Genomic DNA, 25837 nt, shown 5'->3' on the forward strand with positions numbered 1-25837 from the left:
ACATGCTACCAAAAGCTTCTCGTATTCCCCACGCCATGACAAATCATGGCGATACCCGCGTTGATAATTATTACTGGCTGCGAGATGACACCCGCTCGCAGCCAGAAGTGCTGGATTATCTGCAACAAGAAAATGCGTATGGCCGCCAGATCATGGCCTCGCAGCAGGCATTGCAGGATCGCGTCCTGAAAGAGATTATCGACCGTATCCCGCCTCAGGATGCTTCCGCCCCCTATGTGAAGAATGGTTATCGCTACCGGCATATTTATGAACCGGGGTGCGAATATGCCATTTATCAGCGTCAGTCTGCCTTCAGTGAAGAGTGGGATGAATGGGACACCTTGCTGGATGGTAACCAGCGCGCGGCCCACAGTGAGTTTTATACGCTGGGGGGACTGGCGATATCTCCGGATAACTCCATCATGGCGTTGGCCGAAGATTATCTCTCTCGTCGACAATATGGCGTGCGTTTTCGCAATCTGCAAAGCGGCAACTGGTATCCGGAAGTGCTGGAAAACGTTGAAGCGGATCTGGTCTGGGCGAATGACTCGCAAACCTTCTATTACGTGCGCAAACACGCAACGACGCTGCTCCCGTATCAAGTGTGGCGGCATACCGTCGGCTCGCCGTCATCACTGGATGAGCTGGTGTATGAAGAAGCCGATGACATGTTTTATGTCAGTCTACATAAAACGACCTCGTTACATTATGTGGTTATTCATATCGCCAGCGCGACCACCAGTGAGGTTTTGCTGCTTGACGCAGAACTGGCGGATGCCGAGCCGTTAGTCTTTTTAGCGCGACGCAAAGATCACGAGTACAGCCTCGATCACTATCAGCATACGTTTTATCTGCGTTCCAACCGTCAGGGTAAAAACTTCGGCCTGTACCGTACCCGTGTGCGTGATGAACAAGCCTGGGAGACGCTGATCCCGCCGCGCGACAGCGTCATGTTGGAGGGCTTTACGCTGTTCACAGACTGGCTGGTGGTGGAAGAGCGTCAGCGGGGCTTAACCAGCCTGCGACAGATTAATCGTAAAACGCGCGAAGTGGTCGGCATCGCTTTTGATGATCCGGCGTATGTGACATGGCTTGCCTATAATCCAGAACCTGAGACATCGCGTCTGTGTTATGGCTATTCCTCCATGACCACACCGGACACGCTGTTTGAACTGGATATGGACACCGGAGAACGTCGCGTACTCAAACAGACGGAGGTCCCAGGGTTTGATGCGGCGAACTACCGTAGCGAACACGTCTGGATCACCGCGCGTGATGGCACCGAGGTTCCGGTTTCGCTGGTTTACCATCAAAAGTATTTCCTGAAAGGGAAAAACCCGTTACTGGTCTACGGCTATGGCTCGTATGGCGCCAGCATGGACGCCGATTTCAGCAGCAGCCGCTTGAGCTTACTGGATCGCGGCTTTGTTTATGCCATTGCTCATGTGCGTGGCGGCGGCGAGTTAGGACAGCAGTGGTACGAAGACGGTAAGTTTCTGCTCAAGAAAAATACCTTCAATGACTACCTCGACGTCTGCGACGCGCTGCTAAAAATGGGTTATGGCGCGCCTTCGCTGTGTTATGGCATGGGGGGGAGCGCCGGAGGAATGTTAATGGGTGTTGCCATTAATGAGCGCCCGGAACTCTTCCATGGCGTCATTGCGCAAGTGCCTTTTGTCGATGTGGTGACCACGATGCTGGATGAGTCCATTCCCCTGACGACCGGTGAGTTTGAAGAGTGGGGGAATCCGCAGGACGAAGAGTATTACACCTACATGAAAAGCTACAGCCCGTATGACAATGTTACAGCGCAGGCTTATCCTCATCTGCTGGTTACGACGGGATTACACGACTCCCAGGTGCAATACTGGGAACCGGCAAAATGGGTGGCAAAACTGCGTGAGCTGAAAACGGACGATCGTCTGCTGTTACTCTGCACGGATATGGATTCCGGGCATGGCGGAAAATCCGGGCGTTTTAAATCATACGAAGGCGTGGCCCTGGAATACGCGTTTTTGATCGGACTGGCGCAGGGGACACTGCCTGGGCAGGCGTCTGCTCAGGCGTTATCCAGATAGTGCTTCAGCGTTAAGCGCAGCTCCGGGCTCATACTGTCGAGGTTATTAAATAACCAGCGCAGATAGCCCGGATCACGTTCAGCCACTTCTGATACAGGTTTTCCGCGATACTTACCAAAAGTGAAAGTAGTGAGTAACGCAGGACGGCCGGTAATATCGACCATCTGTTCTGCTGACCAGCCTGACGTTTGTATGATGTCGATCAGCAGTGCCGCGGTGATGTAGCAGTCGTACAGGGCACGGTGATGATGCAGGCCAGCTGGAGTCTGCACGCTCAGTTTGCGCGATTTATACAGCGCCATGTTGCTGTATTTGATTCCTGGCCACAAACGACGGGAGAGTTTCATGGTGCAAATCCACTCCCCGGGCATGTCGGGTAATACGCGGCGATCAAAACTTGCATTGTGCGCCACGTACCATTCGCTGCCGTAATATTGGGGGATGACATCTTCAATCCACGGCTTATCGGCCACCATCGCTTCCGTAATGCGATGAATTGCCATCGCCTGAGGGCTGATGGGGCGGTCAGGACGCACCAGGTGGCTCATGGGGTTGACTATTTTTCCGTCAACCACATCGACAGAAGCAATCTCAACAATGCCTCCCTGCAGACCACAGGTTTCCGTATCTATTATGCGCAACATGCCATGCTCCTGACCCAAAACGATTAGCGTAAAGGAATGATATCACCTTGCCAACCCCGTGGCGTGCGTTGACCGGTTAAGAGTAAGGAACCGCTGTCTGCGCGAACAATCAATCGACCTTGCTCATCCCATAACGCGCTGCTGCCACGCGCATTGGCCATTAATACCGCAATGGCAAATTTATGCGAGAAACTCTGTAGACGAGATGTGGAGGAGAGCAATTCGGGCTCACTGACAGACTGACTGCTGGTGAATAGCGAGTACGCCGGGTCGATATCGATACCTTCCGGCTGGCTATCCACAACACTGATGGCATTTTGCTGTCTGGCGATACAGGCCCCGTGGCTCTGATGAAACATTAAGGGGGAGGTCATCCAGGGAGAGAAAAGCGCGATACCTTTTACGAACCGATTGTTATGTTCTACCGATAGCCCCGCAATAATCGTCATGCGATAAGTCACGGCTGCATGCGCGAGAGGTTCTAACAACGCTTCATCGGGTGGGGCAGGGAGCGCGTCATTCTCATCAACACAACCCAACAGGGAAAGGGAGGGGAAAACCAGCAATTCACATTGGCATTGAGCGGCTGCCTGAATGAATTGCAGGTGATGCGCGACATGTTCGGTAACTGAGGTTTGAAGAGGTTCGTACTGTGCTGCTGCGATTTTCCAGTGCGACATAATGATTTCCTTTTCATAGTGTCTACAACCATCTTTAAAGTATAGATTAAGAATATACTTATACTGTAGCAGGCATCATGTAAGGAATCGTAACGTAATATAAGTTTTATTTAACTTTAGGCTCGTAGGGTAAACGTGAAAGGGAAACGGATGCCAGGCGGTGCGCGATCAGTCTTTCCCGAAACCAGTCGCGTAAATGTTCGGGCTGTTCACGCTCAACGACTTCGGCAACAACCGGCATGTTGTATCGCTCCTTAAATGCGACACCCGCCGCGGCCAGGTCAACATTGACCTTATCCATTTCAGCTTGCTCAAGTTTGGCCAGATTGATGTTCATGGGCTTCTCCTTTTCTCTGTCTTTCGGCGCGCAAAGTTACTAAGAGTGTGCATTAATGGCAAGACCGAAATGATGATTCTCGACTCGATCATTGTAGAAGGTTATTCTCTATAGATTAGACATAACAAAAAGGAATAGTTGAAATGGCTTCATCTGCATCTATGCTTCGCAACGCTCTCATCGTACTCGCCAGCCTTCTGGCAACTCCCGCCGCCCTGGCTCATGCTCACCTGACGAAACAAAGCCCGGCGGCTAATGCCGATGTTGCGGTATCTCCTCAGGCGTTGACGCTGAATTTCTCTGAAGGTGTCGAGCCGGGATTCAGCGGCGCAACGCTAACAGGCCCAAACAAAGAACAGATCAAAACGGGCAAGGCATCACGCAGTGAACAGGACAAAACACAACTGATTATTCCGCTTGCTCAAACGCTTGAGGCCGGAAAATATACTGTCGACTGGCACGTCGTCTCCGTGGATGGCCATAAGACAAAGGGGCAATATACCTTTAGCGTGAAATAACCGATGCTGGAATTTACCTGGGTTGCACTACGGTTTATCCATTTTACCACGTTGATGCTGGTGTTTGGCTGTGCGCTCTACGGCGCATGGCTGGCTCCCGTTTCGGTTCGTCGTTTAATGATGCGTCGTTTTTTGCGTCTACAACGACATGCCGCAGCGTGGAGCTTTATTAGCGCGACGCTGATGCTGGCGATCCAGGGTGGTTTAATGGGCTCAGGCTGGCGGGATGTTATCTCTGGTGACGTATGGGGCGCCGTGTTGCAAACGCAGTTTGGCGGCGTCTGGTTATGGCAGATTATCCTCGCGCTGGTCACGCTGGTGGTGGTAATTATAGTACCGCGCAGCATGCCGCGACTGCTGTTAATGCTGACGATTGCGCAGTTTATTTTGCTGGCTGGCGTCGGACACGCGACGCTGCATAGCGGTATCGCTGGTGCAATCCAGCAGGTTAACCACGCCTTGCATTTGGTATGCGCTGCCGCCTGGTTCGGCGGTTTGCTGCCCGTACTTTACTGTATGCAAATGGCGCAAGGCCGCTGGCGGGAACAGGCCATCAATACTATGATGCGTTTCTCCCGCTACGGGCATCTTTTCGTTATCGGAGTTTTACTTACCGGTATCATGAATGCGCTGTTTATTGTCGGTTTTTCTGTTCCCTGGCACATGGCTTACGGGCAACTGCTTTTGTTAAAAGGTGCTCTGGTGATGCTAATGGTGGCGATTGCGCTGGTGAATAGGTATGTTCTGGTACCACGCATGCGGCAGGATAACCGCAGTATGACACTCTATTTTGTTTGGATGACTAAGCTGGAATGGGGAATTGGGGCCGTTGTGCTGGCGATTGTCAGCCTGTTTGCAACCCTCGAACCTTTCTGATTGATGGATTGGCGAAACGCATGAAAAAAATCATTATCTCGTTATTACTACTGGCAAGTTCAGGGGCCGCGCTGGCTGCGCCACAGGTCATCACCGTCAGCCGTTTTGAGGTTGGCAAAGATAAGTGGGCGTTTAATCGGGAAGAGGTGATGCTGACCTGCCGTCCTGGTAACGCGCTGTATGTCATCAATCCCAGTACGCTGGTGCAATACCCATTGAATGATGTTGCCAGACAGCAGGTAGAGAGTGGGAAAACTACGGCGAAGCCGATCGAGATTATCCAGATTGACGACCCGGCGAAACCGGGCGAAAAAATGAGCCTCGCACCGTTTGTGGAGCGTGCAGAAAAGCTCTGCTAATTGTCAGATGTAGCGTTCTGATTTCCAATAAAAAACCGCAAGTCTCTCTCAGGAGAACTTGCGGTTTTTACGTTTGGATGTGTGACAATCGTCCTTTTTTTCAGGCCACTTTAGTCGCGGACTGGAAAACCTGGCGCTGTCATCTATTCTTAAATGGCAGGGTAACTTAGCCTGCATTAATGCCAACTTTTAGCGCACGGCTCTCTCCCAAGAGCCATTTCCCTGGACCGAATACAGGAATCGTATTCGGTCTCTTTTTATATTCTTGTTTTCGTTAGGTTTTTCCGGTGCTTTCACGAAATCCCACGAAAATTACTCGAAATTTCCATATCCTGTCTAAACCATAACATATTCTGCACCACGTGCGTCTAGGTATTTTTTGGTCATTGTTAAATTTTTATGCCCCAGCAGCCTCTGTGCGAAATCCTCTCCGCGCTCCCTTTCATAGAGTCTACTCGCCAAACTCCTGATTTCATGGAACGGAGGAGGGTTGGGGCCAAACTTTAACTCTGTAGAATCCCTGATATCGGAAAACGCTTGAGTGATTCCGTCCGGAGTTAACGGACCAGGCTTCCTACCGCCACGCCTTACCGAAGAATAAATCATGAAGTCTGACGGGTTGTTTTTACGACAACGGTCGATAACATCCTGCAGTACCAAATCAGCAGAGTCCAGTCGCAAATCAAGTGGCAACGCCAATTTGTGACCTGTCTTTTCCTGCGTGACAAACAACCTTCCATCCCTGATATCGCTGAATCTGAACAACGATACGTCCTCTCTTCTTTGCCCGGTGACCAGTGCCAGGTCACATGCATTTGCAGCCCATTCGGAATGGGCGGTTGCGGCATCCCTTATTATCTCAAACTGTTCAAGCAAAAGACGCTCACGCTTCACTTTGGGCGTCGGCGTTCTTGTCGGCTCTGCCGGATTTCTTTCAATATGCCCCTCGACAATCGCTTCCCTGAAAATATCCAACAACACCGAACGCAGCCCGGATGCCATGCTTTTCTTATCGCAGAGTATGTAACTTTCCAGAAAAGTAGATACGTCCTTCGTGCTGACCGCCGATAACGGCATACGTCCGAATTCATCACTGATAGTGGCGATCTGATTGCGCCTGACCTTCATCGTGTTGGGCTTCAATTCTCTTCGCTCAAGAATTACTTCGTAGCGCTCGAGCCACGCTTTCACCGTAAATGTGGGTGTTTCCTTTATGCGGTCCAGCAGCGCTGATGGAAGGTAATTCTGTTCGATGTAGTTATTGGCTTCGATGGCTTGAGAAATGGCGTCCTTTCTGTCGATCCGGCCAAGAGATAACTCTTGACCGGTAATCGGGTTTCGCCAGCTATAAAGCCTGTCTCTTTTACGATAGGTCAGGTTACGGGGCAGGTTAGCGTCGTAACGAACTGGCCTTTTCGCCATGAGTCAGTCTCTCCAGTAGAGTGCCGCCAGTTGGCAGCGCTAGGTGTTTTGCTTTGTGACGAAGGTTCTTTTTGCTCGGATCCACATAGATGGCGTCAGGCTGAACCTTATATTCTTTGCCGTGAAGCTCCGGGGCAGGGAAAATGCGCCCCTCCCGCGCCCAGCGGCGAAGTGTTGAAAGAGACGGAGGGGTTGAATAAGTTGAATTCGCCCATTCCAGCAGATTAAGAAGCTTGGCCATACTACCTCCGGCTTCCGGCAACTTATTATAGAGCTGCCGGAAAACTGTTAATGAAATATCGTTATCAACTCACCTGACCTGGCAGAGCGCGCAACCGGCGCATACCTGTCATTGCCGTGGCCACGTAGCTCGCCTTACGGTTAACTACCTCAACCCAGACCTTTACGCCTTCAACTCTCACCGTGTACGTCTCTTTCATCTTGCTGCGGCCATAGTCGCCGTAACGTTCTGCATGAGTGGCCAGTGCTATGTCGCATGCCTGACGCGCTAACGGGGATTGCTGATTGGCTCGGTTAATCAGTCGCATTACATCTCCTCAGTGGGAGGGCGAAGCCTCCCGCCTCCCTTAGGCCACGTATTCCGGTTTCATATCCGCCAGGATGATGCTGAACTGATCGTGCAGCTCGTCGCCCAGATGACGTTTCGCCGTTGCAAGAACTCGCTCAACTTCCCCAAACCGTTCAGCTGCATCCGGTTCGTCCGGAGACGGTAGGGAGTTGATCGCGGCTTCAACCTTGTTACGTGAATCAACCAAGTAATAGCGTTTCACTGCCTTATTCTTCAGCTCGGTGAACAGGGCAGATCCGAGCGTGGCCTTCGCGCTTTCGATATCAGCGCGCAGTGCTTTTGCGCTATCAACATCCTGAGCGGCATCGATGCGTTCGCGGAAATCATCAGCCAGTGAGTCGATATTTACCGATGATTCCTGTGCGCTTTGCGTGGTTGTGACGGTGTCACATGCGATTTCAGCAACGCTCGTTCGTTGGGCTGAGCCAGGGTTAATAACTTTTTCTTCTCGTTCTTCGACTTCATCGGCGCTGTAAACACCGAGAATCACATCAGGGCAGTACAAGCGAGCCCAGCGCTTTACCGCGAGATAAGCAAGCTGCTGACGCGGATCACTTGCCCATAGTGTCGAGTTACGAACCTGAGCCTGAGAGAGCATGAGTACCAGTTCGCGTGGTTCATCCTCGCCTTTCATAGTTGCCCACACCCGAATTCCTACACCGGCCTCATCTTTTAAATCCCAACCAGGCGCGATGTACTTATTGCCTTTAGAACTGGTTCTCTCTACAAATCGACCAATGATGTTTTCCCATGGGCCAAACCAATCGTAATGAAGGCGATCTTTTGTAGGCGACATGTTGGTAACAACCGCATTAACCAGTTGAGCTTCGTAACCCAATACTCCGCTATTACCGACGATGTGGGTCTTCTGAGCTACGGCAAACGGGTCCATACCCCATCGTGCGGCCTGCATGACCACAGCCATGCAGGCATCTGGTTTTCCGCGGAAGTGGTCAGGTACAAAAGCGCCACTATTTGCCATCACTGTCGACAAGGTGCGTAGGCGGTCGAAAAGTTCCCCATTAGTCAAAATTGAGATGTTATCGATCATTTGCGTCTTGTTTTCGTTGGTAGTAATTGCAGTAGACATGTTCTTTTCCCCTTATGCCTGAGTACGCAGCGCTTCAAGGCGGCGCAGGTCGAAGTCATTCAGTTCGTCGGTGTAATCAGCGGTGATCGGCGCTGGCCATTCGCCAGTGTCGAAGCCGGTAGCGATAGCGCGCATCGCCTTGCGGTACTCGAGCATGCCCAGTTCCAGCAGTTCGGCTGATGCCTCGATGATGGCGATCCAGTGGTAGTTCTCGTCTTTGTTGACGAAAATCCAGAAGAACTGGTCCAGCGCAGCTGTCTCGCAATACATTGCCGCGCTCAGGTGGTAGTCACGGTCGATGATTTCGCGGTGCAGTTTGGCGCGAAGACCTTCCTGCTTAACGTTCCACATGCTGATGGTTTTCAGGTCGGCACCGATGCGCACGCCGTCCAGGTCGATTTCCAGATCCGGGCGCACACGAACTTCGAGTCCGGTTTCGTCGTCAAATCCAAAGTAGCTCACCTCAACGGCGCGGCTCGGATGTGTCAGCAATTTGCCCGCGGTCGGGTGCTCGAGCAGGGCTTTCTGAATGCTCAGTGCAGTGCTCAGTTGCTGGCGGGTGACCAGCACTTTCCCATGCGGATTCTCGCGCCACGCATCCAACAGCTCGTCGGCGAAGACGGCGTTCGGGTTAACAGACTTTACGGCCTGAATCAGATCTGCTTTGGTACCGGACACTTTAAGCGGCGCCTGCTTCTGCACTTCCTGTGCAACAAGGTCAGGATTGATGATTGCCAACTGCTCGAGTAATGCATCGCGGCTACCGCTGGTTTTCACCTGTGCAGGCAGAGTGGCGTTGTATTCCTTGATGCAGGCTTTCATCGCCGCAGCGGTCTGTTTCTGATCCGCTTCGATACGCTGGTACTCTTCGGGCAGCGACATATAGCTCTGGCCGGTTTCCTCGGCTGAACCACCCAGCGGCACCTGTGCAGGCAAAGTGGCGTTGTATTCCTCTAACAAAGCTTTGATGTCGTCTGCACTCAGTTGCGCTGGCAGGCTGGCGTTGTACTCATCAATAAACGCGCGGATCGTTGCCGTGGTGGTAAATGCGCCTTCCGGAATTATGGGTTCAACGCTAAATTCTTCATCGAGCTGCTCTGGCTGCAACGCCAGTGCATGCACCAGGTTACCCATATCCAGTACAGAAGAGCGTTCTTTGATAATGGTTTTATCTACGTGGCGCGCATTGAAGTACATCAGCGAAACACGTGCGTCTTTCACCTGGGTAGAGCTGATACCGTTGGCCGCGTGATAAACCTCGTTCGGCAGACCTTCATAGCGGCCTGGCTCGAAGTAAGCAGGGTAAACAACAGCTGGTTCGTCAGATTGCGCTTCTGGCTCGGTTTGCGCCAAAACTGGTTCAGTCTGGTTTACAGAATCGCTATTTTGGGCGACAGAATCCGTATTCTGGTTTACATCGGCCTGCTGGCTGGTATGTGACTCTTCACCAGTTTCCAGACTGCTTTCGCCTGACTGCACTTCATCACCAGCCTGTTTTTCATCACTGACAGTTTCTTGAACCTGCACATCGCTGGTGGTCTCCGTAGCCTTTTTCGTGCCATGAGTTGCTGAGTTCTGAAGCAAAGCCGTAACGTCGAATATTCCGTTGCCGACATTTTTAACCAGTTCTGTTTCTGTAGAGTGCTGGCTTGTCTCAGTTTTTACCCATTTCGGATCGTCAGGGTCGCTGATACCTTCGACGAACTCTCCACGCTGAGCAGCAAGTTGCTTACCAATTTCTTCCTTAGATTGGGTTTCGGAGTGGCGAGCCGCGCGTGGATCTTCCTCCCATTCGCTATAGCCGTTCGACTTCTTACCGTTGGAATAGATGCCGTTCTCTGCCAGCCACTTACGCGCCTGATCTCGAAGTATTACAGGACCGATATTCAGGCAGTCAGTCCAGTCAATAGCGCGAGTGACGCCGAAAATGGAGAGGGCATCGTATTCAAGGATGTCGTTAATATGAGAAATGACTTTGATGACTTTTGCCTGCACATCATCCCGAGAATCGATGAGATTTTTCGCCGCTTTTAACTGTTCGATCGTGACTGAACCAGGTTCCGCGTCGGGATACATACGGGCAATACAGGATTCAACATTCAGGTTATAAACTGTTTGAGCAACGGCGCGTTTGTAGCGTTCTGCCGGAACTGGAGGCAACTCTTCTTTTTTCTCTTTTGTTTCCGGTGACACTACTTTGCTGATGCGGTTTCCGGTTGACCATTCTTTTACAAGCAGGCCACGATCAATATGAGGGGTGTCGAACCATTTTCTAAAAAAGCGGATGACCAGCCCCAGTTCCGGCGTTTTACCATTATTAGGAAATGCCTTTTTGAGGTCATTCACCACTCTGTGTATATCGATTTCCTGTGCTTTCTTAAATGGTTCTACGTTTTCAGCAGCCAGCAGCAGGTTCTGGACGTACGCGTCATCGGTGTCCATCTCAAGGCGGACAATCTCGTTTTTCTGCACGGCATCTACGTGATAGAGATATTCACCATCACCGATGAACTGAGCCAGTACGCGCTGGCGGAATGGCAGGGTGGCAACGACGATTAGGTTCGGTTGCTCTGTCTGCTGAGATTGCTCTTCAGTACCGACTTCACCATCAACGACATTGTTATCTGTCTGGTGGTTTTCTTCCTGTGCCGCATCATCAGCTTTCAATTTCACATTCCAGGTGCGCTGGTCTTCGGCCAGTTCGTAACGATCACACCAGGTGAAATCAACTTCACCTTCTTTTGGCAGACCGTCAACAACCGGGAAATCAGTGCGAATTGGTTTGGTGTAGTCCTTACCACGGCCCGTTTCGATGCCAGCGTCTTCCAGAGCAACATCCAGCATCAGGTTGGCGCGAGCCTCAGTTTTTGCAGTGAACCAGACCACTGCATCTTGCTTTCCGGATTTCTGAGTGGCTTTAACCACATAAAAGAATTCCATGTGAGATCCTCTTTTTTGGGTGTTAGAATCCCCGGACCATTGATAGCGCCCATTGGGTGTGTTTTTGGTTTTGTATAAATTCCGGTGTAACTTTGGTCGGAAGCACCGGACGTACAGGCCCGCCTTGCGCGGGTTTTTACGTTAGGACTCGTGGGCCATCTGATCGTGCGAAGCGCAACGTTTGGAACAATACTCTTTCTCTTTGCGCGCCAGCTGTGAGCCGTTGCGATAGAGAAGTGTGCTTTTGATTACTTCTTCCGGTTTAACCGGCTTGCCGCAGTAACCGCATTTCTTGTCTACCATGACGACCTCCGCTAGTGGCTGAGTCCATGCCCCAGACCGTTCAGATAAACTTCAACCAGCAAATCCTTGGTGTAAGTCATCTCCACGCCGCGATGCAGATACAAACGTCCGCGAGCGTTAGCTGATGCTGTCCAGGTTGAGTCTTTGTGTTTGACGAGCATCCCCGGCTGAACTGCGCCGCGGTTTACTGTCTGTGTACCGTAGTGCTGATGAACCATGATGATTTCCTCTTGTTTGCCTTATAGCCGGCCAGCTGAGCGTTAAACCTTATGCGCATTGCTTAAAGTTGGACGAACAGTCCGTGGACGGCGTTCGTCTCACCGAATCCCCACTTCGTAGCTGGCTAACTTCGCTCAGTTGTCGATGTTTCGTTTCGATGGAGTAATAATAGCTAAAGCGATTGCTTGGATCAATCGCCAAAACGATATTAGACATCACTAAAGTGATAATTAATTGAATGTTAAAGCGATATTTTTTTAACGAAATACGAAAAAAGCGATAGGAGTTGGGTGTGAAACAATCGGAATTGAGGAAGGTAGGTTTGCGGGTAATAAAAAACCCGCCGGAGCGGGTTGTTGTTATCCTTGTTTAGGTGTCGAGTAACCTTCTAGGTTGAATTTGAATTGCTTTGGCCCTGCCTGGTAGAAATCCGCCTCAATAATGAGTTTCTTGTGATTGGAGATGCTTTTAATAAAACTGTTGGAATTATCAAAGAAAATGACATCTGAACGACCGTTCTCGGCAGGACTCATTTTATATTTCTGAATTTTTTCATTGTCGAACTTAACTGAAACTTCGCAACCGTCGTAAGAGTTACAACTGAACTGCCCTTTGCTTATCAATAACATTGCTTCATTAGGCTTTAGATCTTCAGCTTTTTGGTCACCCTTCAATTCTGTTTTTGGTGATCGAAGAACTAAAGTCATCTTCGAACCGCCATTGTAAGGGAAATCAAAATCTACAGCGTTGTCAGATTCTGTTTGCAGAAATTTTGTTGCAGTTCCGCGCATCTCATCGTTGTTGTAAGAGGCTAACCACTCAGCTGAAAAAGTTGTGGTAGATACGAGTAAAGAACCAGCAATTACAACTTTTATCCATTTCATGATAGAGCTATCCACCTTGATTATTGTAGGAAATATCCTAATTCTAAATGGTTAGTACGTAACGATAAATACATAGAACTTGATCTAAATCTAAGATACATAAACCAGAGGTACGGATTATGCGAACCGTTTGTAGTCGATCGACTGTCTTAAAAGCACTTTTGCCATCACGTAAAAGATGCCTTCATCTTCTGGCTCAACGTACCATTTCTCATAAATAGGGTTATCAGAAATAACTGCCAGTCGATCACGTTGCATCTGTAAGCGTTTAACGTGGAGAGTCTTACCAAAGACGAATACATAAACACCGTCTCCGTCGAAATGTGTAACGCCAATATCAACGAAAATCTGATCGCCTGGTGAAATGGTTCCGTCCATGCTATCGCCGTTAACGGTTATAACTTTAACATGTGTAGCTGGTCGGTTACCGAACAAAGCGCGCGCCTGTTCAGTCGTGTATTCGATGGCCCGGATAGTTTCAATGAAGTCGCTGGTGACTAGAGCACCGGGACCAGCGCTGGCTTTAACGTCGAGTACATCCACGCGGTAAATCCCATTTAGTGACGGTTTAACTTGGTATGGCGCTGTAGATTCATTCGCAACACTTGAAGCCATTACCCCCTCACCAGTAGACAGCCACTCCGGCCGTACACCTAGAACAGAGGCGATCTCAACGGTCTTACGAGATCCACTCGCGTCCTTCAGTAGTTTATTAACGCTGGACTGAGCCATACCGACATCTTTGGCTAATCGGCCCTGTGTATATCCAGCATGTTTCATTGCCTGCGCCAAGCGCTCCGAGAATCCCATATTCACCTCTGTTAATGACTCCTTTAACTCTATCGCTCAAGCGATTATTTGGCAAAAAATCGCTTATGCGATTGACATTCGCTAAAGTGATAAACATAATCGCTTTAGGCTGATAGCTGAGGTGATTATGAAGGCCCTAACAGTAGAGAAGAACTCCGCAGTAGAGAAAGCGATCGCCATCGCTGGCAGCCAGAAAGAACTGGCAAAACGTTGTGGTAAAGCCCAGTCCACTATCTGTGACTGGCTTAACGGAAAGAAACGCATCTCCCCGGTCCACGTTCCTGAACTGGTGAAAGCGGTTGGTGGTGAAATCCAGGCTCACGAATTCCGCCCGGATCTGCCGTCCATCTTTCCACACCCTGACAACCATGCCGTCTGACCGGCGGCTATAACCACGAAAGGGAAAGCAAATGCAATCACTTGCGTCTCAACACAATACCGGAATACACCCGGGAGCGATGATAAACCGCGCTCAAAGAAAAGCGGCGCCAGACCACGAAAAGATCCGTGATGCGGTCCGCGCCTGGTCGTCGGCGCTGGACAATCAGGACGTGGTATCAGCGCTGATCATCAACGAATACCGGGAGCAGGGCGGGATCGATATCAGCTTCCCGGAGGATATCAGCCGGGCGCGCCAGAAGCTTTTCCGCTTCCTGGACAACCATTTCAACAGCGAACGGTACCGCGAAAACGTTCGCCAGCTAACTCCGGCAATTCTTGCTGTTATGCCGCTCGAGTTCCGTAACCGCCTGCTACCAGAAGACAACGTTATGGCCCGTCTGGCTCGGCTGGAGAAAGAAACCAGCGAAGCGAAGATTGCCGTCGCTATGAATGCGCCACGGCATCAGAAGCTGAAAGAGCTGAGTGAGGGGATCGTGGAGATGTATCGCGTTGACCCGGGCTTAACCGGCCCACTGATCGAGATGGTGGAGATGATGCTGGGGGCTATATGACCGGTTCAAAAATGGCGAAAGCCGTGGTGCGCGAACACCAACGGCTTTCAGGTGCAATTCGTTGTGGACTCATTGCGAGGTCATTATGACAAAGAGTTTTTCAAAATACCAGGCAAGGGAGGCATAGCTATGTCGAATGTCGCCTTCGCCGATTTTGCGGCGCGTACCGCCGTCAGGAGCAACCCGATGGAGAACCAGAAGACCGGATTCATCCCGTTGTACCGGAGTGTACTGAAGAAGCCCTGGGCTAAAGATGTTTTCCTGCGCACTCTGTGGGAGAACCTTCTGTTGGGCGCCGCCCGCCAGCCCTACACGGCAAACTTTAAAGGCCGGCAGTGGCCACTACAAACCGGACAACTGGTGACCACGTCGGCAGATCTCGGGCTGAAATTATGCGACCGAAATGGGGAGCCAACCAGCCGTCATGCAGTGGATCGAATGCTGTCTCTTTTCGTGAAAGAAGGGATGATTTCAACCGCTGGTGAGAAGAGAAAAGGCACTGTAATTACCATCATAAATTTCGCGCATTACGCTCAAAAAATGGACGATTTACCCGCGAATAACGCCGCGCATAACAGCGAGCATAGCCCCGCGCATAACGAACCCAGCAATGGCGAGGCTTTGGGAGTTGATGCCGAGCATAACCCCGAGCATAAGGGCGCGCTTAAGCCCGAGAATCATGAACAAGAAGTAATATTAAATACTAACGTATTTAATGTACGTCAGAGAATTTCAAAAATTGTTCCTGATGCAGTTGTCCAGACTCCGAAAGGTGACAAGTGGGGGACATCTGACGATCTCCGTTGTGCAGAGTGGATGCTGGCACTGCGCGATATCACCAAACCATCCCTGAAAAAACCGAACATGACTGGCTGGGCGAATGATATACGCCTGATGCGCCAACTGGACGGACGCACCCACAAAGAGATTTGTGAGTTGTTCCGATGGGCCTGCAAAGACTCGTTCTGGTACAAAAATATTCTCTCCCCCGCAAAGCTCCGCGCCAAGTGGGATACGTTAACCCTTCACAGCGAAGACACTACCCGTAAGCCACGCACAGATGTCAGCGCAAACAAATCCGAAACTGACCCGCACTGGAACAGTCCTGAAGCATGGGAGAAATTTTTATGACCCCGGATCTTTATCGTGCAATTCAGAATCGCGACAGCGAAATGCTATCGCGCATGGCTGGAGATTCTTACGACGGACGCAAGGTTGTTAACGCTGATGCTGAAAAGCTGGTGGATATGCTTTTTGAAAACCTCATGCAGGTATTCCCAGCATCCACTCAGACGAACCTACGTACTGACGCTGATATTCGCGTTGCAAAGCAGCAATGGATCGCGGCTTTTGCTGAGTCAGGCATCACCTCCCGTGAGCAACTTTCCGCCGGGATGCAGAAAGCCCGATCCAGCCAGTCACCGTTCTGGCCGTCACCGGGGCAGTTTATTTCGTGGTGCCGTGAGGGGAGTGGTGCGCTGGGGGTCTGCGTGGACGACATCATGAGCGAATACTGGCGCTGGCGGAAACTTGTTTTTCGCTATCCAATCAGTGAGCAGTTCCCATGGAAGGATAAAAACCCGCTGTATTACCACGTCTGCCTAGAGCTTCGCCGTCGTGGAACAGAGGGACAGTTCAGTGAGAAGGAACTTATCCGAGCCGCTGGTGACATCCTGCATGACTGGGAAAAGCGAGCACTGTCCGGTAAGCCGGTACCGCCAATCCGTTGCGCACTTGCTGCACCGAAAGCAGCTACTGGCCCAACACCGGCAGAGATGCTGATGGCTCAGTACAAACAACGCAAAAACGCCGGTCTGGTCTAATGGGGGAAATCACTATGGCAAGCAAATCACTGTGGGCAATTGTCGATTTCCTTCGGGTTAACCAGACCATAACCCCGCGTCAGGTTCAGAACCTGCTGGGGTGTGACTGCAAGAAGGCACACAACCTGCTGCTTCACCTGGTACGCAGAGCGGTAGTAATCCGCACAGGCGAGCCGCATCGCCCTGTCTACATGTTTCAGCCTGGTGGGGAGCAGAATATCAAGCAGCTCAAATCGAACATGAACAAAAACATGGTCACATCAGTATGCCGCACAAGTCCGGCTATGCAGCGTGTACTGGCGTTTTACGGGAGAACATCAGTATGACCGACAACACGGCGATTCTCGATATGTGCTGCGGTTCCCGCATGTTCTGGTTCAACAAGCGGGACACCCGCGCCGTGTTCACTGATATCCGTGCCGAAGAGCACGAACTGTGCGACGGTCGACGCCTGGTTATCAGCCCCGACCTGATTGCCGACTTTCGTTCACTGCCGTTCGCTGATTCTTCTTTTCCGGTTGTGGTGTTTGACCCGCCGCACCTCGAGCGCGTGGGCCAGTCTGCCTAGATGGGTAAAAAATACGGGCGACTGAATAAAAAAACGTGGCGTTCTGATTTGAGAACCGGGTTCAAAGAGGCTTTCCGCGTACTGCGGCCACACGGCGTTCTCATATTCAAATGGAATGAAACGCAGATCCCAGTTAGCCAGATTCTGACGCTTACAGATGTGAAACCTGCAATTGGCCAGCGTACTGGGAAGAACGACAAAACCCATTGGATTATTTTCGTTAAAGGTGGCGCAGCATGACAATCAACTTAACAGAGTCAGCACCAGTAACCGATGACGAACTCGATCAGATCCTATTGGGGCAGGGGGAATGATTTGAAATAGTAAGTTCATTGATTGCTTAGTAAATTGTGCTGTAGTGGATACTACAGCACTTCAGAAGTCACTTACTATTGTTTTTCGCCTTGCACATCGCTTTGTAGTACGTTATATGAACGCTACCAAGCTTTGGATAAGGGACATTATTTTTTCTTGGTGCCTTAGAGAAAAACTCTGTAGTAAAAGGCAGGATAGATGTTCTGGCTAAGTCAAATTTAGTATCGTAGCTTAACCCAGATAGACCAAAAACATCATCGCCATCAGCTTTTTGAATAAGAAACTCTGATGGGTAGAGTTTGTGTGTTTTTTGGCTCGTACCGAATGCAACTATGATTTCATGCCTGAGTTCCGATACACCTAATACCACGCCTGGTCTCATTTTTGGAGTATCAACTCCCCATTCTTCAGATGGTTGAAGCCAAACAATATCGCCGGTCTTTGGCAATGGTTCTATTTTCGAATGCATTTTTATACCTACAATAGCATTTCGAAACTCTCATCCGGCGTTTGGTTAGTTTTCGATCTTTCATGTAGTGTCCGGAATTGAGCTTCGGTCAAGGGCCCATCATCTTGCTCATAAGCCGGGATGTATTTTTCCACTAAGTTTACGAGTGCAAAATGCATGAGGTCTGTTTTACTCATGCCAGTAGCTTTCATTAGTTTTTCAAAGGATTCAGAACTGATACCGTTGATACCATCTTCTTCTTTGAATCTAAGGAGGAAGCTGTCAGGCTTTTTCATGCGTGACATAAGGTCCCCTTAATGTTCAATTTCCGAACTGTATCTAAATCAAAAAGATAGTTATGCGTGTTTTGACCTACTTTAGACAGTGCTTTCACTTCAAGCATTTTGGATCTTATGAGCTTATACATAATCGCAAGTTTGAAGACTATTAAGCGTGTGATTAACAAAATTAGCATAATCAATGGGATGCTAATTTTGAATTTTTCATTTTTTACTGAAACAGTTTGGGGAAGATTTTGTCCACCCCGAACTCGAAGGAAGTCAAAGAAATGGTCATGTTTTTCGACCATTTCTATTAAAATTTGTTCAAGTCTTTCGGTGAACGTTAACACACGATCAACATCTGTGCTTAAGGTCATAATGAATCCTTACCTCTAAAGGTTCCTTCAAAGAAGATATCAAAATGATATCTCTTTTTCAAGGTGGTTTTACTTTGAGAACGAATGCAATAACTTCTTGCTATGTGTTGAGGTCAATTGATGCTGGGTGCCGAACATCTTGGTATGAGGCTGTATGTTCCTTAGTTGTATCTCATTGTTCAGGACTACAGCGTTAAGAAGTACGCGAAAGACAAACAGGTTGCGCGCTGCGGTAACGCAGTGCCACCACCGTTCGCTGAAGCGTTGGTGCGAGCTAATTTTCCTGAGCTGTGTAACCTGAGGGGAATTGCTGCGTAAAAGAAAAGGCCCATTTCTGGGCCTTTGGGCTATACCATGCTTACGGGCGCTGGTTTACGTACTCAATGATCGCAGTAACAATCACGATAATCGGAGGTACGATTTTGATAAGTAAGTCAGCCATTATGGGACTCTCTTAGTTTTATCGCGCCTAGCTGCAAACACCCATGGGCTTGCCTTTGCAGTTTTCACTGTGTCGCCAGTGTTTTACGGCACGATTAATTGTTGGGGTGGGGTTTAAGAATCACCAGAAACCCGGACTAAAAATTCACAGCTATATCAGTCCCTAAGTTGTTACTGGGTGTACCAGAGTGCTTCAGGGCGTTCCTGGTTACTTGAAGAATGCGCTGCATTTGATTAAGCTACTCCAAGTCGCCAGTGTTTTACGGCACGGCAACGGAGCTGTAACTCTGTTACCGATTGAAGACCCGGTCTAATCAGCCGGGTTTTTCATATCCGCATTTAGCCTTCCAACCAAACGCAACATATTGCGTTTTTTAGTCTTCCATTAGCTATATCTTGCTTCCTGATGCCCATTGTAGTAGGGATTCTTTTCAGCACAATAGTTGATTTTGAGGTTAAATTGAGCTTGCAAAAGGGTAAGAATCGCTAAGTGCGCGTCTTATAAGGCCTGGCAGGGATGTCAATAATTGAGAAAAAAAATAGAAATTTTGATCGAGTGCTGATTTCTTCATCTAAGGCAAGGAAATTTCTTGAGATTAAGGGCAAAAGCTACTGATCTATTCCTGAGTTATTGGGAGTTACCCACTAGGTAGCGATTGAAGGTCAAAAACGACTTGGAACTGAGGTTAGCATGGCTATGATCAAATATTTACTTGTTGGCTTTGGACGTGATGGTGAAATTTATGAGGATACTGAACTCAAGCAGCGGTTGAATTTTTTCGAAGCGTCGATTGGTAGTAACAACTCTCCACCTTCAGCTGGGTCCCACCGTTCTTACGATGTGCATCTAATACAGGTTAACGGTGAAACATACGCTGTAGGCGTGGGTAGAACTTTGAATGGTAGCGAGCTTCCTGAGTTAATTATTTCATCCGGCGTCACACCTGTCCCAACTGATTTTATTCACTGATCTTCTATCAATAAATTATCCTAAGCAGAAGTTCCACTTTGGCGGTTTCCTTCTTCACCACCTTGAGCTAATGAAGTTCCTCAGCCGTTCGCTGAAGCACTGGTACGTGCTAATTTGCCGGAATTTTGTCAGTCGAAACAAATAGCAGCCTGACCTATAATCCCTCTCAAAGCATCGAGGGGGATTCGTCATGTCGGGTCATAACCTCACAGCAAAATCGAAAGAAGAGCAGGACAAGGTTAACGTCGACCTGGCTGCCAGTGGCGTAGCGTACAAAGAGCGCATGAACATGCCTGTTATCGCTGAGCAGGTATCAAGGGAACAGCCAGAGTAACTGCGAAGTATTTCATGGAGCGTGTACGCTACTATCGCGAGCAGAGCCTGAAACTACCAAGAGCGTCCTAACCGCGCTATCTAAATGAGGAGAACAAGTAGATGAAATGGATTTTAACCATGGTATTAGTTATGCCTATTTCAACTTCATTAGCAGAAAACATTGATTCAATTGATTATAAAAAAACAACAGAATCAGTATGTTTTGAACCGTCGGATAGAGCAAAACAAGATTTGTGTGAAAAAATAGTCAAATCCATGCTCCTAAATGCGGTTTCTGTTGGTTATTCAGAAGCGGCATGTACAGCGAAAATTATTAAAGATAAGCAACGATGTAAAAAAGATAATCAAGAATACCAGGAATTAATGAGATACAGCATGCCTTAAATTGATTTTCCAATATCAACTGTACATAATGTCAGTGTCAGCATGAGCAACTGACAACCTTATGCGCCACGGAGAGTACCATGGCGCAGTTACAGCTAATCAAGCAGTCCTCAGGAATCCTGATCCCGGCCACGCCCGAGACCAGCGATTTACTGCAATCAAAAATCAAACTCGGCGCTGTGCTGGTGGCCGAGTTCCGGCAGGTACGCAACCCTGCCTTTCACCGTCGTTTCTTCGCATTACTCAATCTCGGTTTCGAATACTGGGAACCTACCGGCGGGGCAATATCTTCCAACGAGCGTAAATTGGTGACCGGGTACGCCAAATACCTTGCCTCATTCGGAGGAAGCGAAACAGCTCTTTTCGATGCTGCCGAGCAGTATCTGGAGCAGGTAGCTAGTCGCCGAATTACCAATGGGATCAGCCTGTGTAAATCCTTTGACGCGTACCGTGCATGGGTAATTGTCGAGGCCGGCCACTACGACGCAATTCAACTACCTGACGGAACTCTTCGTAAACACCCCCGCAGCATAGCTTTCGCCAACATGGACGAAACCGAGTTCCAGCAACTTTACAAAGCCGCGCTCGATGTTCTGTGGCGCTGGGTATTGTCCCGGGCATTCAAGACTCAGCGAGAAGCGGAAAACGCTGCTGCGCAGCTTATGAGCTTTGCGGGGTGATGGCGATGAAATTTTCCTGGTTCCACCATCACGAATGCACCACCGAGCAGGCCGACGAACTAATTGCCTGTTACCGACGCCGCGGCGCCACGGTAGAACGCAGCCTGAATCGCGACAACATCACCTGGACTGTCAGCGCAAAATTACCTGAATGCGAGCATCCGGCGCGTACACCAAGAACCTTTCGGCAAAAGGTCTGGGGGTGAGCATGGCTAAATCAGCGAAATGCCTGTTCTGCGGTAAACCTGCAACCCTGCTATGCGATGGGATCATTGGCTGGGATGCTGATGAGGACAAAAACCACCACCTCAGCAATGCTCGGGGAATTTTCACGTGCGACGCGCCGATGTGCGCTGACTGCGGAACATGGCACGGCAATATCTTTTTCTCAGGCAGAGCGGGTGGTATGGAGACCCGTGATTATTGCCCTTTATGCGAGGCCCTTCATGTTAAGGGGGAAGTTATCCGGGAGGATCACAACCGAAAAGGAAAAGCCATTCGTGAGCTAGCCCTTCAGAAAGAGCAGGCCGCCATCATTCGGCAAGCACACTGGAATAGCTATCTAAACGCGCATCGTAGAGAGTTAAACGCCATTCAGGGAGGTGGACAACAATGCCTGCCATTCTGAAAAAGTTACCTCGCCGCAAGTGTTCAGTATGTAAAAAATGGTTCCATCCAACTCGCGATGGTCAGTTCGTATGTTCGTTTGACTGTGCCTGCCGTTACGGAAAAGTAGCGAATGATACCGCGAAGGCCGAAGCCCAGCGGGAAAAGAAGAGGGTAAAGAAGGTTGAACGTAAGCGTCAGGCTGAGCGTCGGCAGGCGGTTAAGCCCCTTAGTTATTTTATCCGACAGGCACAGCAGGCATTCAATGAGTTTATCCGGTACCGGGATCGCCATTTGCCATGCATCAGCTGCGGTCGCCACCACGACGGACAATATCACGCAGGACACTTCCGCACGACTGGTGCCAATCCAGAACTGCGCTTTGATGAGGATAATTGTCACCGCCAGTGTGCCCCCTGTAATAACCATCTGTCTGGAAACCTGCTCTCTTATCGCCCAGCACTAATCGGCAAAATCGGCCAGGTCCGCTTTGATGCCCTGATGGGCCCACATGAATTACCAAAATGGAAACGCGACGATTACATCCGGATCCGCGACGAGTACCGCGCAAAACTCAAAGAACTGAAAAAGCAGGAGGCAGCGTGACATTCGAAACCTACCTTGCCGATCACCTCCGTGTTCGCTGGCAGCGATTGCGCTTATACCATTTTCCCGGCTCTGTATTGACGGACTACCGAATACTGAAGAACTACATCAAAACCATAGGCGGTGCTGTATGAACACTCAATTTCTTGAATACGTGCGCCAGCAGTTGATGGTGGCCACCGCCGATTTAAGTGGTGCGACGAAAGGGCAGTTGATGGCGTGGCTTGAGAACGCACAGTTCGATACTGGAACGTTTAAACGTAAAAAGCCTCGAGTGTTGGATGAAGTGACCGGGAAAATGATTACGCTGGATAACCCACCGATACCGGGCAAACAGTCGCATGCCAAGGGATCACATATTCCCCTGGTACAGCCGGTTGAATACTCCACCGCATCGTGGCGCCGCGCGCTGATGTCACTCGAAGAACACCAAAAGGCCTGGCTGCTATGGAACTATAGCGAGAATGTGCGCTGGGATAATCAGGTGCTGATTACTCAGTGGGCGTGGTCGAAATTCTGCGAATATCTGGCCGGAAAGAAGGTGGCGAAGAAGACCACCGACCGTTTACGGCAGCTCATCTGGCTGGCGGCGCAGGATGTGAAAGGCGAATTATCCGGGAAGGATCCGTATCAGTATGGAGATCTGGCTGCGCTGGTGGGCGTTAATAAAACAAACTGGTCTCAGAATTACGTGGAACATTACGATGCGATGATCAGCCTGTATAAGGGACTCGATTCCCAGGCGCTACTTCATGTTTCGCGATCACGTTCACAACAAAAGGCAGCAAATTATCAGAAAGGTATTGCAGAAATGAACTAATTAGCATATATTTCGTGTAAATCTGATATTGTGCCATTGTTGTATGCACTGGCAGTAAGTGAGTTTTCAAGCCCTGCGGATAACACCGTGGGGCTTTTTGCTTTATAGCGATTTAAGAATTTCTAAATCCACTCTGAGACTAGTTCCGTATAATTCCCCCATACATACAGGAGGGGATATGGATAACGGGTTTTACTGGATCCAGTTTAATGGGGCCACTCAGGTGGCATATTTTACCAATGAGATTTTTGAAGACCTGGAGACAGGTAAAACGATCACTGGAGTCTGGCATCTAACCAGAGGTGACGACATCTGCCATAACGGTGAAGCTGAGGTACTAGAAGGGCCGTTGCAGCCACCGCAATAAAAAACACTAAACATCCAATCCCTGGCTTCCCGCCGGGGATTTTTCATTTCAGGCTCACGGGAATCATCCGCTACGTGCTTTGTTGATAAATCCAGCCCGTGCAGCCTGACCCTTACATCACACACAGCGCCATCCGAAAAATCGGAGGTGAGGCTATGACCAGAATGAGCACCATTTACAGCAGACTTTCATATGGAACAGGAACCACGCTGACCGGCTGCGGTGTATCAGCGAAGGCATATGCCGAAACAGCTAAAACAGCAAAAGAGGTGTCCTGGATGTTGGCCGACAGAATTGCAGGGTTAAGCCTGAGCGACTGGGCAATTATTGTCGGTATCGCATGCACCGTTATTACCTGTGCAGTGAACTGGTATTTCCGCTGGAAAGAACGGGAGGATCGGCGCAATGGCTGTGCCACCAAAGCTGAAGAATAAACTGAGTGCAGCGGTCGTTGGTTTAATTCTTGCGGGGGCTTCCGCGCCCGTGATTCTCGATCAGTTTCTGGATGAGAAAGAGGGGAATAGCGATCAGGCGTATCGTGACGGCGGTGGGCTTTGGACTATTTGCCGTGGCGCCACGATGGTTGATGGTAAGCCAGTAGTACAGGGCATGAAGCTGTCAGCTGAGAAATGCGCCCAGGTAAACGCCATTGAACGCGATAAAGCGCTGGCGTGGGTTGAGCGAAATATAAAAGTTCCACTGACCGAACCACAGAAAGCGGGTATTGCTTCTTTCTGCCCATATAACATCGGCCCCGGTAAATGTTTCCCGTCTACGTTCTATAAGCGAATTAATGCTGGCGACCGTAAAGGAGCCTGTGAAGCTATTCGCTGGTGGATTAAAGATGGGGGCCGTGATTGTCGCCTGACTAAAGGCCAGAAAAACGGCTGCTATGGACAGGTAGAGCGACGAGACCAGGAAAGCGCGCTGACGTGCTGGGGGATAGACCAGTGAGGGCTTACTGGAAGCCGCTGGCAGAAATACTGCTGGTGGCTTTTTTGTTATGCGCGGTCGCGTACTGGTGTTATTCACGCGGGTATCAGGAGGCGGACTCATCCTGGAAATTGCAGTGGGCACAACGTGACCTTACTGATGCGACCACTACATTGCAGCGTGAAGTAACCGAAAGAGCAGAAGAGCAGCGCCGCCAGCGGGCCGTAGATGAAGAACGAGAGAAAGCCGATGAAGAACTGGCAAAAGTACAGGCTGATGCTAACGCTGCTAAGCGTGCTCGCAGTGGGTTGCAACAGCAGCTCGCCGAAATACAACGGCAGCTCGCAACAAGTGAAACAGGCAGAATTTCCGCAATTGCAGCAACAAGCCAGGCAAAAGCCGAGGCCGGAATATTGCTCGCCCAGTTGCTCAGCGAAGCTGACGATCTGGCGGGAAAATTCGCAAAAGAGGCTGATGAGCGTTATGTCGCCGGAAATACCTGTGAGCGCACCTACGACAAAGTAATAAGGCGCCATGATGAATAATGCCCGCATTTGCGGGCATTAACGTTTAACGATTTTCTGGATGCACTCTCGCGTTGAGTGTATCGATAAAATCATGTTTAGTAATGCCCACATTGTGAACCCAATTCTTAGCTCTGGCAGGAAGGAAAACTTCAAGCATACGTTGGTAAATTGCAACAGAGGGCATGTGAGAGTTCCGGGTGAGATCGTCTTTGCCGCTAAACCGTCCCATTCGTTTCAATAAACTACCAATCAAAAGAAACTTTGATTCGTTGTTACCGTCAAATCCGGGGAATGTGAGTGATAATTTCTCATCGAAATTACGAATAGATTTGGCAACCTCTGCTTTGTCTTCCGCACTGAATCGTTCGTATGTGTATTGGAGAATGTCATACATATCATAGGTATCAACGAAAAGCTGGACTTCCCAGGGGGTCTCCTCTTCTTCATCTTGAAGGCCTGGGTATTCCCAGGATAAAGCCCAGTAGTTATCCGTGCTCACTGCTTCGTCAATGAGGTCAGGATCAAATGAGTTTTCAATTTCTAATGCTCGGTGAATATCACTGAGCATCATGATCTGTAGTTTTTCTTGCTGTGAGTATTTCATTCTAAATTCCTTGAATTAATAGAGCGTTGATACAGCGTTATCAAAGATA

37 protein-coding genes and 3 pseudogenes are annotated in these 25837 nt (G+C 49.6%); 24 read left to right on the forward strand and 16 right to left on the reverse strand.

Annotated elements, in window-relative coordinates; all coding sequences use genetic code 11:
• Positions 1 to 2: 2 nt before the first annotated feature.
• Entirely contained in the window at positions 3 to 2078 is a 2076-nt protein-coding gene (gene ptrB, locus N0B36_RS04800) for an oligopeptidase B (RefSeq protein ID WP_259686141.1), read from the forward strand.
• Here ptrB and exoX read toward each other — a convergent pair.
• The 3 genes from exoX to N0B36_RS04815 all read right to left on the reverse strand — a co-directional run bounded on the left by exoX (position 2060) and on the right by N0B36_RS04815 (position 3739).
• Positions 2060 to 2722: an exodeoxyribonuclease X gene (gene exoX / locus N0B36_RS04805; RefSeq protein WP_016152773.1), complete on the reverse strand. Its 663-nt coding sequence runs from the start codon at positions 2720 to 2722 to the stop codon at positions 2060 to 2062. The two genes, ptrB and exoX, sit on opposite strands and share 19 nt — an antisense overlap.
• 23 nt (positions 2723 to 2745) lie before the next feature.
• A complete protein-coding gene (locus tag N0B36_RS04810; protein WP_047415371.1) occupies positions 2746 to 3402 on the reverse strand; it encodes a carbon-nitrogen hydrolase family protein in 657 nt (218 codons plus the stop codon).
• 106 nt (positions 3403 to 3508) lie between these two features.
• Positions 3509 to 3739 (reverse strand): DNA polymerase III subunit theta, encoded by a 231-nt coding sequence (locus N0B36_RS04815; protein WP_003034925.1) that lies wholly within the window; start codon positions 3737 to 3739, stop codon positions 3509 to 3511.
• Positions 3740 to 3882: 143 nt separating this feature from the next.
• Here N0B36_RS04815 and yobA point away from each other — a divergent pair, with 143 nt between their 5' ends.
• From yobA to N0B36_RS04830, 3 genes are read left to right on the forward strand one after another with little or no spacing between them, the layout of a single operon-like run.
• On the forward strand, positions 3883 to 4257 hold the full coding sequence (gene yobA, locus N0B36_RS04820; RefSeq protein WP_047415373.1) for a CopC domain-containing protein YobA: 375 nt from the start codon (positions 3883 to 3885) through the stop codon (positions 4255 to 4257).
• Positions 4258 to 4260: 3 nt separating this feature from the next.
• The gene (gene copD / locus N0B36_RS04825; protein WP_191220116.1) at positions 4261 to 5133 is read left to right on the forward strand and encodes a copper homeostasis membrane protein CopD; all 873 of its coding nucleotides are present in this window, start codon (positions 4261 to 4263) and stop codon (positions 5131 to 5133) included.
• A gap of 20 nt (positions 5134 to 5153) precedes the next feature.
• Positions 5154 to 5492 (forward strand): YebY family protein, encoded by a 339-nt coding sequence (locus tag N0B36_RS04830; protein WP_003833793.1) that lies wholly within the window; start codon positions 5154 to 5156, stop codon positions 5490 to 5492.
• A gap of 336 nt (positions 5493 to 5828) precedes the next feature.
• On the opposite strand, the gene N0B36_RS04835 is transcribed toward N0B36_RS04830, so the two are convergent.
• The 9 genes from N0B36_RS04835 to N0B36_RS04875 all read right to left on the reverse strand — a co-directional run bounded on the left by N0B36_RS04835 (position 5829) and on the right by N0B36_RS04875 (position 13749).
• Entirely contained in the window at positions 5829 to 6914 is a 1086-nt protein-coding gene (locus tag N0B36_RS04835) for a tyrosine-type recombinase/integrase (protein WP_259686142.1), read from the reverse strand.
• On the reverse strand, positions 6883 to 7155 hold the full coding sequence (locus N0B36_RS04840) for an excisionase (RefSeq protein WP_072034353.1): 273 nt from the start codon (positions 7153 to 7155) through the stop codon (positions 6883 to 6885). The genes N0B36_RS04835 and N0B36_RS04840 overlap by 32 nt, the downstream gene beginning before the upstream one ends.
• A 64-nt stretch (positions 7156 to 7219) precedes the next feature.
• On the reverse strand, positions 7220 to 7462 hold the full coding sequence (locus N0B36_RS04845) for a DUF4060 family protein (RefSeq protein ID WP_047415379.1): 243 nt from the start codon (positions 7460 to 7462) through the stop codon (positions 7220 to 7222).
• A 39-nt stretch (positions 7463 to 7501) separates the two neighbouring features.
• Positions 7502 to 8593 (reverse strand): RecT family recombinase, encoded by a 1092-nt coding sequence (locus N0B36_RS04850; RefSeq protein WP_103766156.1) that lies wholly within the window; start codon positions 8591 to 8593, stop codon positions 7502 to 7504.
• Between the two features lie 12 nt (positions 8594 to 8605).
• Complete coding sequence (locus N0B36_RS04855; RefSeq protein ID WP_259686143.1) at positions 8606 to 11533, reverse strand: RecE family exodeoxyribonuclease; 2928 nt, start codon at positions 11531 to 11533, stop codon at positions 8606 to 8608.
• Positions 11534 to 11674: 141 nt separating this feature from the next.
• Complete coding sequence (locus N0B36_RS04860; protein WP_181012488.1) at positions 11675 to 11836, reverse strand: YdaE family protein; 162 nt, start codon at positions 11834 to 11836, stop codon at positions 11675 to 11677.
• 11 nt (positions 11837 to 11847) lie between these two features.
• Positions 11848 to 12054, reverse strand: a complete 207-nt coding sequence (locus N0B36_RS04865) for a hypothetical protein (protein ID WP_001568763.1) — start codon at positions 12052 to 12054, stop codon at positions 11848 to 11850.
• A gap of 360 nt (positions 12055 to 12414) precedes the next feature.
• Positions 12415 to 12939 carry a hypothetical protein gene (locus N0B36_RS04870; RefSeq protein WP_049281708.1) on the reverse strand — a complete coding sequence of 175 codons (525 nt, stop codon included), beginning with the start codon at positions 12937 to 12939 and terminating at the stop codon, positions 12415 to 12417.
• A 117-nt stretch (positions 12940 to 13056) separates the two neighbouring features.
• Positions 13057 to 13749, reverse strand: coding sequence for a helix-turn-helix transcriptional regulator (locus N0B36_RS04875; protein WP_049281707.1), 693 nt, complete (start codon positions 13747 to 13749; stop codon positions 13057 to 13059).
• Positions 13750 to 13876: 127 nt separating this feature from the next.
• Here N0B36_RS04875 and N0B36_RS04880 point away from each other — a divergent pair, with 127 nt between their 5' ends.
• From N0B36_RS04880 to N0B36_RS04905, 6 genes and pseudogenes are all read left to right on the forward strand, one after another.
• Positions 13877 to 14128 carry a helix-turn-helix domain-containing protein gene (locus N0B36_RS04880; protein WP_049281706.1) on the forward strand — a complete coding sequence of 84 codons (252 nt, stop codon included), beginning with the start codon at positions 13877 to 13879 and terminating at the stop codon, positions 14126 to 14128.
• Positions 14129 to 14159: 31 nt separating this feature from the next.
• Positions 14160 to 14702 (forward strand): toxin YdaT domain-containing protein, encoded by a 543-nt coding sequence (locus N0B36_RS04885; protein ID WP_259686144.1) that lies wholly within the window; start codon positions 14160 to 14162, stop codon positions 14700 to 14702.
• Positions 14703 to 14831: 129 nt separating this feature from the next.
• On the forward strand, positions 14832 to 15833 hold the full coding sequence (locus N0B36_RS04890; RefSeq protein WP_259686145.1) for a replication protein: 1002 nt from the start codon (positions 14832 to 14834) through the stop codon (positions 15831 to 15833).
• Entirely contained in the window at positions 15830 to 16525 is a 696-nt protein-coding gene (locus N0B36_RS04895; protein WP_259686146.1) for a replication protein P, read from the forward strand. Before N0B36_RS04890 ends, N0B36_RS04895 begins: the two co-directional genes overlap by 4 nt.
• Before the next feature lie 14 nt (positions 16526 to 16539).
• Positions 16540 to 16851: a hypothetical protein gene (locus N0B36_RS04900; protein WP_102191013.1), complete on the forward strand. Its 312-nt coding sequence runs from the start codon at positions 16540 to 16542 to the stop codon at positions 16849 to 16851.
• Positions 16848 to 17333, forward strand: a pseudogene (locus tag N0B36_RS04905) (class I SAM-dependent methyltransferase). Before N0B36_RS04900 ends, N0B36_RS04905 begins: the two are co-directional and overlap by 4 nt.
• Before the next feature lie 142 nt (positions 17334 to 17475).
• Here N0B36_RS04905 and N0B36_RS04910 read toward each other — a convergent pair.
• From N0B36_RS04910 to N0B36_RS04920, 3 genes are read right to left on the reverse strand one after another with little or no spacing between them, the layout of a single operon-like run.
• Positions 17476 to 17877 carry a hypothetical protein gene (locus N0B36_RS04910; RefSeq protein WP_102190980.1) on the reverse strand — a complete coding sequence of 134 codons (402 nt, stop codon included), beginning with the start codon at positions 17875 to 17877 and terminating at the stop codon, positions 17476 to 17478.
• Between the two features lie 8 nt (positions 17878 to 17885).
• Entirely contained in the window at positions 17886 to 18161 is a 276-nt protein-coding gene (locus N0B36_RS04915; RefSeq protein WP_000089143.1) for a hypothetical protein, read from the reverse strand.
• Positions 18149 to 18514, reverse strand: a complete 366-nt coding sequence (locus tag N0B36_RS04920; RefSeq protein WP_102190979.1) for a hypothetical protein — start codon at positions 18512 to 18514, stop codon at positions 18149 to 18151. Before N0B36_RS04920 ends, N0B36_RS04915 begins: the two co-directional genes overlap by 13 nt.
• A gap of 168 nt (positions 18515 to 18682) precedes the next feature.
• Here N0B36_RS04920 and N0B36_RS04925 point away from each other — a divergent pair.
• The 14 genes and pseudogenes from N0B36_RS04925 to N0B36_RS04990 all read left to right on the forward strand — a co-directional run.
• A pseudogene (locus N0B36_RS04925) lies at positions 18683 to 18832 on the forward strand (DNA methyltransferase); the annotation flags it as partial.
• A gap of 814 nt (positions 18833 to 19646) precedes the next feature.
• Positions 19647 to 19925: a hypothetical protein gene (locus N0B36_RS04930; RefSeq protein WP_001240829.1), complete on the forward strand. Its 279-nt coding sequence runs from the start codon at positions 19647 to 19649 to the stop codon at positions 19923 to 19925.
• Between the two features lie 190 nt (positions 19926 to 20115).
• Positions 20116 to 20330: pseudogene (locus tag N0B36_RS04935) on the forward strand (DNA polymerase III subunit theta).
• A gap of 30 nt (positions 20331 to 20360) precedes the next feature.
• A complete protein-coding gene (locus tag N0B36_RS04940) occupies positions 20361 to 20645 on the forward strand; it encodes a hypothetical protein (protein WP_259686147.1) in 285 nt (94 codons plus the stop codon).
• An 80-nt stretch (positions 20646 to 20725) separates the two neighbouring features.
• Entirely contained in the window at positions 20726 to 21325 is a 600-nt protein-coding gene (locus tag N0B36_RS04945) for a DUF1367 family protein (protein WP_259686148.1), read from the forward strand.
• A complete protein-coding gene (locus N0B36_RS04950; protein WP_192468574.1) occupies positions 21325 to 21531 on the forward strand; it encodes a hypothetical protein in 207 nt (68 codons plus the stop codon). The genes N0B36_RS04945 and N0B36_RS04950 overlap by 1 nt, the downstream gene beginning before the upstream one ends.
• A gap of 2 nt (positions 21532 to 21533) precedes the next feature.
• Positions 21534 to 21953: a hypothetical protein gene (locus N0B36_RS04955; protein ID WP_200012845.1), complete on the forward strand. Its 420-nt coding sequence runs from the start codon at positions 21534 to 21536 to the stop codon at positions 21951 to 21953.
• On the forward strand, positions 21950 to 22537 hold the full coding sequence (locus tag N0B36_RS04960; protein WP_200012884.1) for a recombination protein NinG: 588 nt from the start codon (positions 21950 to 21952) through the stop codon (positions 22535 to 22537). The genes N0B36_RS04955 and N0B36_RS04960 overlap by 4 nt, the downstream gene beginning before the upstream one ends.
• Positions 22534 to 22671, forward strand: a complete 138-nt coding sequence (locus tag N0B36_RS04965; RefSeq protein ID WP_159137325.1) for a YlcG family protein — start codon at positions 22534 to 22536, stop codon at positions 22669 to 22671. The genes N0B36_RS04960 and N0B36_RS04965 overlap by 4 nt, the downstream gene beginning before the upstream one ends.
• Positions 22668 to 23357 (forward strand): bacteriophage antitermination protein Q, encoded by a 690-nt coding sequence (locus N0B36_RS04970; protein ID WP_259686149.1) that lies wholly within the window; start codon positions 22668 to 22670, stop codon positions 23355 to 23357. Before N0B36_RS04965 ends, N0B36_RS04970 begins: the two co-directional genes overlap by 4 nt.
• Positions 23358 to 23535: 178 nt before the next feature.
• Entirely contained in the window at positions 23536 to 23724 is a 189-nt protein-coding gene (locus N0B36_RS04975) for a hypothetical protein (protein ID WP_174588377.1), read from the forward strand.
• 155 nt (positions 23725 to 23879) lie between these two features.
• Positions 23880 to 24158, forward strand: coding sequence for a phage holin family protein (locus N0B36_RS04980; protein WP_259686150.1), 279 nt, complete (start codon positions 23880 to 23882; stop codon positions 24156 to 24158).
• Positions 24130 to 24678 (forward strand): lysozyme, encoded by a 549-nt coding sequence (locus N0B36_RS04985; protein WP_259686151.1) that lies wholly within the window; start codon positions 24130 to 24132, stop codon positions 24676 to 24678. Before N0B36_RS04980 ends, N0B36_RS04985 begins: the two co-directional genes overlap by 29 nt.
• Entirely contained in the window at positions 24675 to 25202 is a 528-nt protein-coding gene (locus N0B36_RS04990) for a DUF2514 family protein (RefSeq protein WP_001767236.1), read from the forward strand. The genes N0B36_RS04985 and N0B36_RS04990 overlap by 4 nt, the downstream gene beginning before the upstream one ends.
• A 25-nt stretch (positions 25203 to 25227) precedes the next feature.
• Here the strand turns inward: N0B36_RS04990 and N0B36_RS04995 are convergent, their stop codons facing one another.
• Entirely contained in the window at positions 25228 to 25788 is a 561-nt protein-coding gene (locus N0B36_RS04995; RefSeq protein WP_001767237.1) for a YfbU family protein, read from the reverse strand.
• Between the last annotated feature and the right edge of the window lie 49 nt (positions 25789 to 25837).

This window comes from Citrobacter sp. XY323 (assembly GCF_025106035.1).
Taxonomy (GTDB): domain Bacteria; phylum Pseudomonadota; class Gammaproteobacteria; order Enterobacterales; family Enterobacteriaceae; genus Citrobacter; species Citrobacter braakii.

Bases quoted from the DNA above. Each gene is read 5' to 3' on its own strand.
- ptrB (WP_259686141.1), top strand. From the start codon at position 3: ATGCTACCAAAAGCTTCTCGTATTCCCCACGCCATGACAAATCATGGC.
- exoX (WP_016152773.1), bottom strand. From the start codon at position 2,722: ATGTTGCGCATAATAGATACGGAAACCTGTGGTCTGCAGGGAGGCATT.
- N0B36_RS04810 (WP_047415371.1), bottom strand. From the start codon at position 3,402: ATGTCGCACTGGAAAATCGCAGCAGCACAGTACGAACCTCTTCAAACC.
- N0B36_RS04815 (WP_003034925.1), bottom strand. From the start codon at position 3,739: ATGAACATCAATCTGGCCAAACTTGAGCAAGCTGAAATGGATAAGGTC.
- yobA (WP_047415373.1), top strand. From the start codon at position 3,883: ATGGCTTCATCTGCATCTATGCTTCGCAACGCTCTCATCGTACTCGCC.
- copD (WP_191220116.1), top strand. From the start codon at position 4,261: ATGCTGGAATTTACCTGGGTTGCACTACGGTTTATCCATTTTACCACG.
- N0B36_RS04830 (WP_003833793.1), top strand. From the start codon at position 5,154: ATGAAAAAAATCATTATCTCGTTATTACTACTGGCAAGTTCAGGGGCC.
- N0B36_RS04835 (WP_259686142.1), bottom strand. From the start codon at position 6,914: ATGGCGAAAAGGCCAGTTCGTTACGACGCTAACCTGCCCCGTAACCTG.
- N0B36_RS04840 (WP_072034353.1), bottom strand. From the start codon at position 7,155: ATGGCCAAGCTTCTTAATCTGCTGGAATGGGCGAATTCAACTTATTCA.
- N0B36_RS04845 (WP_047415379.1), bottom strand. From the start codon at position 7,462: ATGCGACTGATTAACCGAGCCAATCAGCAATCCCCGTTAGCGCGTCAG.
- N0B36_RS04850 (WP_103766156.1), bottom strand. From the start codon at position 8,593: ATGTCTACTGCAATTACTACCAACGAAAACAAGACGCAAATGATCGAT.
- N0B36_RS04855 (WP_259686143.1), bottom strand. From the start codon at position 11,533: ATGGAATTCTTTTATGTGGTTAAAGCCACTCAGAAATCCGGAAAGCAA.
- N0B36_RS04860 (WP_181012488.1), bottom strand. From the start codon at position 11,836: ATGGTAGACAAGAAATGCGGTTACTGCGGCAAGCCGGTTAAACCGGAA.
- N0B36_RS04865 (WP_001568763.1), bottom strand. From the start codon at position 12,054: ATGGTTCATCAGCACTACGGTACACAGACAGTAAACCGCGGCGCAGTT.
- N0B36_RS04870 (WP_049281708.1), bottom strand. From the start codon at position 12,939: ATGAAATGGATAAAAGTTGTAATTGCTGGTTCTTTACTCGTATCTACC.
- N0B36_RS04875 (WP_049281707.1), bottom strand. From the start codon at position 13,749: ATGGGATTCTCGGAGCGCTTGGCGCAGGCAATGAAACATGCTGGATAT.
- N0B36_RS04880 (WP_049281706.1), top strand. From the start codon at position 13,877: ATGAAGGCCCTAACAGTAGAGAAGAACTCCGCAGTAGAGAAAGCGATC.
- N0B36_RS04885 (WP_259686144.1), top strand. From the start codon at position 14,160: ATGCAATCACTTGCGTCTCAACACAATACCGGAATACACCCGGGAGCG.
- N0B36_RS04890 (WP_259686145.1), top strand. From the start codon at position 14,832: ATGTCGAATGTCGCCTTCGCCGATTTTGCGGCGCGTACCGCCGTCAGG.
- N0B36_RS04895 (WP_259686146.1), top strand. From the start codon at position 15,830: ATGACCCCGGATCTTTATCGTGCAATTCAGAATCGCGACAGCGAAATG.
- N0B36_RS04900 (WP_102191013.1), top strand. From the start codon at position 16,540: ATGGCAAGCAAATCACTGTGGGCAATTGTCGATTTCCTTCGGGTTAAC.
- N0B36_RS04910 (WP_102190980.1), bottom strand. From the start codon at position 17,877: ATGCATTCGAAAATAGAACCATTGCCAAAGACCGGCGATATTGTTTGG.
- N0B36_RS04915 (WP_000089143.1), bottom strand. From the start codon at position 18,161: ATGTCACGCATGAAAAAGCCTGACAGCTTCCTCCTTAGATTCAAAGAA.
- N0B36_RS04920 (WP_102190979.1), bottom strand. From the start codon at position 18,514: ATGACCTTAAGCACAGATGTTGATCGTGTGTTAACGTTCACCGAAAGA.
- N0B36_RS04930 (WP_001240829.1), top strand. From the start codon at position 19,647: ATGGCTATGATCAAATATTTACTTGTTGGCTTTGGACGTGATGGTGAA.
- N0B36_RS04940 (WP_259686147.1), top strand. From the start codon at position 20,361: ATGAAATGGATTTTAACCATGGTATTAGTTATGCCTATTTCAACTTCA.
- N0B36_RS04945 (WP_259686148.1), top strand. From the start codon at position 20,726: ATGGCGCAGTTACAGCTAATCAAGCAGTCCTCAGGAATCCTGATCCCG.
- N0B36_RS04950 (WP_192468574.1), top strand. From the start codon at position 21,325: ATGGCGATGAAATTTTCCTGGTTCCACCATCACGAATGCACCACCGAG.
- N0B36_RS04955 (WP_200012845.1), top strand. From the start codon at position 21,534: ATGGCTAAATCAGCGAAATGCCTGTTCTGCGGTAAACCTGCAACCCTG.
- N0B36_RS04970 (WP_259686149.1), top strand. From the start codon at position 22,668: ATGAACACTCAATTTCTTGAATACGTGCGCCAGCAGTTGATGGTGGCC.
- N0B36_RS04975 (WP_174588377.1), top strand. From the start codon at position 23,536: ATGGATAACGGGTTTTACTGGATCCAGTTTAATGGGGCCACTCAGGTG.
- N0B36_RS04980 (WP_259686150.1), top strand. From the start codon at position 23,880: ATGACCAGAATGAGCACCATTTACAGCAGACTTTCATATGGAACAGGA.
- N0B36_RS04985 (WP_259686151.1), top strand. From the start codon at position 24,130: ATGGCTGTGCCACCAAAGCTGAAGAATAAACTGAGTGCAGCGGTCGTT.
- N0B36_RS04995 (WP_001767237.1), bottom strand. From the start codon at position 25,788: ATGAAATACTCACAGCAAGAAAAACTACAGATCATGATGCTCAGTGAT.